At 54.7% G+C, this 5817-nt stretch carries 4 protein-coding genes and 1 pseudogene; 1 reads left to right on the forward strand and 4 read right to left on the reverse strand.

Annotated features, from left to right (window positions below):
• Window positions 1-99: 99 nt before the first annotated feature.
• Window positions 100-1155 (forward strand): transposase, encoded by a 1056-nt coding sequence (locus MKK58_RS05655; protein ID WP_243911171.1) that lies wholly within the window; start codon window positions 100-102, stop codon window positions 1153-1155.
• A gap of 506 nt (window positions 1156-1661) precedes the next feature.
• Here MKK58_RS05655 and MKK58_RS05665 read toward each other — a convergent pair.
• From MKK58_RS05665 to MKK58_RS05680, 4 genes and pseudogenes are all read right to left on the reverse strand, one after another.
• Window positions 1662-2207, reverse strand: a pseudogene (locus tag MKK58_RS05665) (helix-turn-helix domain-containing protein); the annotation flags it as partial.
• A gap of 103 nt (window positions 2208-2310) precedes the next feature.
• Window positions 2311-3537 (reverse strand): glycosyltransferase family 4 protein, encoded by a 1227-nt coding sequence (locus MKK58_RS05670; RefSeq protein WP_243911168.1) that lies wholly within the window; start codon window positions 3535-3537, stop codon window positions 2311-2313.
• Entirely contained in the window at window positions 3537-5330 is a 1794-nt protein-coding gene (locus tag MKK58_RS05675) for a glycosyltransferase family 2 protein (protein WP_243911169.1), read from the reverse strand. Before MKK58_RS05675 ends, MKK58_RS05670 begins: the two co-directional genes overlap by 1 nt.
• Before the next feature lie 103 nt (window positions 5331-5433).
• On the reverse strand, window positions 5434-5817 hold a 384-nt coding region (locus tag MKK58_RS05680; protein WP_243911170.1), incomplete at its 5' end, for a GDP-mannose 4,6-dehydratase.

The following is a 5817-nucleotide window of genomic DNA, read 5'->3' on the forward strand; positions in this document are numbered from 1 at the left end:
GGACACCTTGAAATACCCCTTCCTTGCGGGACGGTGTCGTGATTCCGTGCTGCTGTTGAGGTTGGGGAGGCTCGGATGGGTTAGCCAGGGTTCTTCGATCTGGATGAGCGCTATCAGCGTCTGTCGGAGAACGGCGACCCGCTGGTGAAACTCGCGGCCTTGATCGACTTCGAGGCTTTCCGACCGAAGCTGGCCACCGCACTGAAGCGGTCCGATGGATCGAAGGGCGGCCGCCCGCCCTACGACCCGGTCCTCATGTTCAAGATCCTGATCCTCCAGACGCTCTACACGCTGTCGGACGACGCGACAGAGTTCCAGATCCGGGACCGGCTCTCGTTCATGCGGTTCCTCGGGCTGGGGTTCGAGGATGCGGTGCCGGATGCCAAAACCGTGTGGCTGTTCCGCGAACAGCTCACGCGGGCCGGTGCCATCGACGATCTGTTTGCCGCCTTCGACGTCTGGCTGAGGGGCAAGGGGTATCTCGCGATGTCGGGCCAGATCATCGACGCCTCGATCATCGCTGCTCCGCGTCAGCGCAACACCGATGCCGAGAAGGCGGCTCTGAAGGAAGGCCGGATCCCGGACGAATGGGCGGCAAGACCGAAGAAGCTCGCACAAAAGGATCGCGATGCTCGCTGGACGCTGAAGCGGGCCAAGGCACGGCCCGCAAAGGCGGCTGGCACGAAGGCCAAAGTCGAGATCGCCATCCCGGTGTCCGGGTACAAGACGCACGTCAAGATCGATCGCAGGCACGGCTTCGTCCGCCGCTTCAGCGTGACCAGCGCGGCCGCCCATGACAGGGCGCAACTGGCCAACGTCCTCGACCCTACCAACACGGCGAGCGACGTCTGGGCCGACACCGCCTACCGCTCGAAGGCCAACGAAGCCCATCTCGCCAAAAACGGCCGACGCTCAAGGATCCACTTCCGGAGACAGCCCGGCCTCGATCTGACGCCGTCGCAGCGCAAGGCCAACCGCGCCCGCTCCAAGGTCCGCTCGGCGGTCGAGACGGTGTTCGCCGGCCAGAAGCACCGCTTCGGCCTGTTCGTGCGCACCATCGGCCTGGCCCGAGCCCGGACCAAGATCGGGCTCGCCAACCTCGCCTACAACCTCAAGCGCTTCCTCTGGATCGACGGCCGGCCAGTGGCGGCCTGAGGCAACCCCGGGATGGGCCCCTGAGCCCGCTCACGACCATCGTCAGCCTGCCAGAACGCCGGTCCGATCACGTCAGAGCCGCGAGCGGCATCGAATCGACGGCCAAAACCGCGCAACTGCATGGTTCTTCGAGGTGTCCCATCGGGGCTTGGTTGCAAGGTTTGCTCGCACGCGCTCACCCGAACGTGGTCGTGGTGGCACTCGCCGCTAAGCTGGCCCGCATGGTGTGGGCGCTGCTGCGCCGAGAACAAGCTTTCGATCAGGACGCGCTCGCGACGGCCTGATTGTACATCAACAGCGACCAGCGGTTCCTGTCGGAGTTAAAGCAGTCTGCGTGAGATGACGGACAGATGGCATAATGGTCGAATCGGCGTCGTGGTGATCCTGGTTTTAAATGCGGTGCTGGACACCGCAGGCTTTATGAAGACCCGAGGCGCGCGGATATCCATCTTGGCCAGGACACGATCCTGAGACCGGATACATCGCCATCAAAACGCATCTTGCAGACGGGGCGGGCCATACGTTTTAAAACCGGGGATCGCGTCTGGGGCTTGAGCGTGATGGCGCGGGCGGGCGGAGAGCTTCCGATAGCCCATGCCCCGCAGCACCCGGCTCAGTGTCTGCTCGGATACCGACACGCCGTGGTCGTCAAACAGGATCTGGGCGAGATCAACCAGCCGCCAACGCACCACCCCGTGGGTGACCGGCATCAGCCCTTGCTCGACCAGGGCACGCAGCACCTCCCGCTGCTCGATGCTCAGGCGCGGGCGGGCGCCAGGGGCCTTGCCGCCGATCAGCCCGTCCGTACCGTGCGCGTTGAACGCCACCACCCAGTCCCGCACCGTCTGCAGCCCGACCCCGCCAAGCGCGGCAGCGGCCGAGCGTGAGCCGCCCGCATAGATCGCCGACAAAGCCAGCAGGCGCCGGATCTGGGCAGGATCGCGCGCGGCCTTGGCCAAGGCGCGCAGGCCCTCGGCGTCGAAGTCCCGCCGCAGCAGCACCGGAGCAGACATGACATCCTCCTCAGGCTCCAAGCCCGAAGACAGAATCACCACTCAGCCCGGGAGGTTACCCCATGAGTCCCCATCAATGAGGGTTGGTATAAGTTAATTGATACAACGCCCCGAGGGGGCTTCCTCAGTATGGACATTTATTTTAGGTTATGAGAGCGAGATACCTTTCTGCACATTCGTCATAAGTAAGTGGATTCCGAATGTTCGCTTGAAGTTTCGAGTGAAGCTCAGGCGCCGCTCCCGCTCTGCTGAGCACTTCAGCAAGGTCTAGAGCATTACGTGCTTCAAAGTGAAGGCCGTCAACACCGTCCCGTACCTTCTCTCCCATTCCACCCAGACCCGAGCAGATTACTGGTTTGCCAGCCACGAAGGCTTCCTGGATCACCATTGGCGAGTTCTCCCACCAAATTGATGGAACTATCACCCAGCCAATCTTGCTCATACGACGGCTAAGCTCTGCTGGCTCATAAGGGCCAACCCACCGCAACACACCCTCCGCCACTAACGGATCGCGAAGTTTTTTTATTATCTCTTGAAACCACTCACCTTGAAGTTCGAGATTTGCTCCATGAACCTCAAAATATAGACGCGACCTAGTACTCCGGTCTATTTGATGAATAGCTTGAAGAAGTATCTCAACACCTTTATACTCAGTAATCTGACCGAAGAATCCAAAACGGTTATAGTAGCTAGGGTTTGCGTAGGCTAAGCTGGACTGAACTGAGTTCTGTCCGTTTTCTATCACGAACAAATGTTCATCCGGAATACCCCAAGCTACATACCTATCTTTCAAAAATTGCGACGGAGACACGAAGCCATCTACAAATTCAAAATGCTTCTGAATATAATGCTTTCGGAGCCAGAAATCTTCTGGCGAATGCTGCGGAAAGCACGCATGACATTCTTCAATCGATTCACGGTAGCATAGTCGTTTGGATCCATTCTTTACCATCTGACCGTTGCGATTGCAAATTGCAATGTACTCATGTAACGTTAAAAATATTTCTGCCTTCGGCAAAATCCAGCGAAGTTCACGAAGGAGTTCGATACCAATATGCGCGTAGTGATGAATAAAAACAACATCTGGCTTGATAATATTCAAAAAGTCTCGCAGATTGCTCTGCATGGAGCGAATATTAGCGGAACCTAAGCGGAACCAATCGGACATGTCTTGGCGCCATAGGAATTCATTCTCCCTCCGAAGCATGATTGAGCCGGGCGATAAATTCGACTGGCCTGTTCGTGCAAGGAAAGTGACAGCTTCTAGGTCGGTTCTTTTTCTTAGTGCCTGAAATAAATTGTAGGCTGCGATTTCCGCTCCTCCTACGCTAAAATCAGGATGAGCGTGGGAGATCACTAAAATCTTCATTACAAATAATCCCTCGCACTAGGGTCTAACGAACGAATAGTATCGCCCCACCTCTGATCGTGGCGCCATGCGTTGAACCGCGCCACTTTATCACGAAAACTATTTGTACCGAGGCTAGCAAATGACTGACGCTCCAAATGGGTCAGATGGAAATCGTGCACACACTTAATAGACAAACCTTTTTCCAGCATTTTCAAGCATAAATCGGAGTCTTCAAAATCTCCAACAAGGAACTGGTCATCCAAGCCTCCAATGGTTTTATAATCATTCAGTCTCAAAAGCATACATGCTGCGGTCACTGCGACTTCGTTTGTGACAGATGGGCTATGCAGACTCTGAGGATCCATCCCCGAATTTGGATGTTTGTTTAGGTAGCAGTTCCAACTCGACTCCCAGACAAATTGCATGCCATCATGCTGAATAGCTCCGTTTGCAAATAGAAGACGACTTCCAACTACACCGACACTCTCGTTTCGCCGAAGTATATCTGCCATGCGATCAAGCCATCCATGCTCCAGAGGTATGACGTCGGAATTTAGCAATAATAACAATGAACCTTTTGCAATGCTGCTCCCTAAATTGGTAGCTCCCGCAAAGCCTCTGTTCACCTCACTGTAGACCACTTTGAACGGAATACGATAACTATCGTAAAATATTGATGCAGATCCCCGTAGTGCATCTTCCAAGAGAGGGTCGTCGAGAACATAGATTAATTCGCACCTCTCACTGATGAATGGGTCGTTTGACAGCTCAAGAAGCTGGTTTTGCATGAAATCGTATCTCCGATAAAGCGGTATTATAATGCTACAGTCCGGCGAATTATGCTCGGATCCATAAATGGATATGGCAAAGGGTCTGCTATTGGTGCTATCGCTATGACGGCGGATCAACTCTTGTAAAATTGGGCCATCATGCTTGCTTAGCCTCGAGTGGAATTTGGCTATTGGTGTTGGAAAATCGAAAGCCCACCGCGCGAAGCTAAGCGGATCTTTAGGTGCTTGCTCCCATACCGCTTGTGAGACTCGATAAATCTGGTCGCCTTCGGCAGAAAGGAGAAAAATTTTTTCGCCATATGAAAAAATACTCTTTTGAGAAGAGATAAATCCAGCGAATTGGCTTAAATTTCCATATGTAGAAGAGAATGCTTCTACAATGTCAGCTCTGTTCCAACGAATAGATTCTTCCATAATCGATAATGCGCCACTTTCCGAAACCATAAAAAGTTGGCTCTGCCCGGTCGTAATTGCCCAGCCGACAACTAATCCACCGATGTCATCAATGCCGCGCGCTGCCTCCAGGTGCCCTTTCGCATCTCCATTCGAGGCGAATCCTGGGGCTGCATGCGCAAGAGATTTGCGCCAAAACAGAGATTCTTTGAAAAACAAATGAATGAGCGCGACGTGTTCTTTAAAATCAATGACGAGATTTGCAGCAATGCTCGGTGAAATGGGTGCGGCATCTGCAACCTTCAATTCTGCTCGAATTATATCCGCACCTTTTGTGAATTCTATAACAAAGTCTCTAGACTCATCGGCTAAGCCTACTAATAGAAAGCCTTTCACAAGAACATCTTCGTATCCAAACCCTTGAGAAACATCGCTTCGCTGAAAGTGGCGTAGTTCCGTCATACAATAGTTGATCGTATCAAATTTTTCGTGACCCAGGTCACACTTGTATGCCCATCCGGAAACTAAAAACGCTCCGCCGTTGGTGATGCATCGATCGACGCAGAAGGCAATTTTGCCTTCGGTGCTCTCGAAATCGAATGGTGAGCCTATCTTGATTTTCAGCATCTGTGGATACTTCGCTTTCCAGTTCGCTACTAATAGGGCTATAATCTTTATCGATTTTGTTTAAAAAAAGCTCTTTCGGGTGTTTTAGCCAGCTAGTTTGACGCTAAATACCGAGGCCGAGGCGCTCGCCGGTGTAGCGGCCCTCGCGGATCGGGCGCCACCAGGCCTCGTTGTCGAGGTACCAGCGCACCGTCTCCTCCAGCGCCCGCTCGAAGTCCTTGGTCGGGTGCCAGCCGACCTCGGCCTCGGCCTTGCCGGGATCGATGGCGTAGCGCCGGTCGTGCCCGGGCCGGCTGGTGACGTAGGTGATCAGGCGGTCGTGCGGCGCCTGCTCGGGGCGTAAGCGATCGAAGGCGGCGCAGAGCGCCTTGACCACCGCGAGGTTGTTGCGCACCGAGCGCCCGCCGAGGAGGTAGGTCTCGCCGACCCGCCCCTTCTCCAGCACCGCCACGAGGCCGCGGGCGTGGTCCTCGACATGGATCCAGTC

The organism is Methylobacterium sp. J-078, assembly GCF_022829285.1.
Classification (GTDB): domain Bacteria; phylum Pseudomonadota; class Alphaproteobacteria; order Rhizobiales; family Beijerinckiaceae; genus Methylobacterium.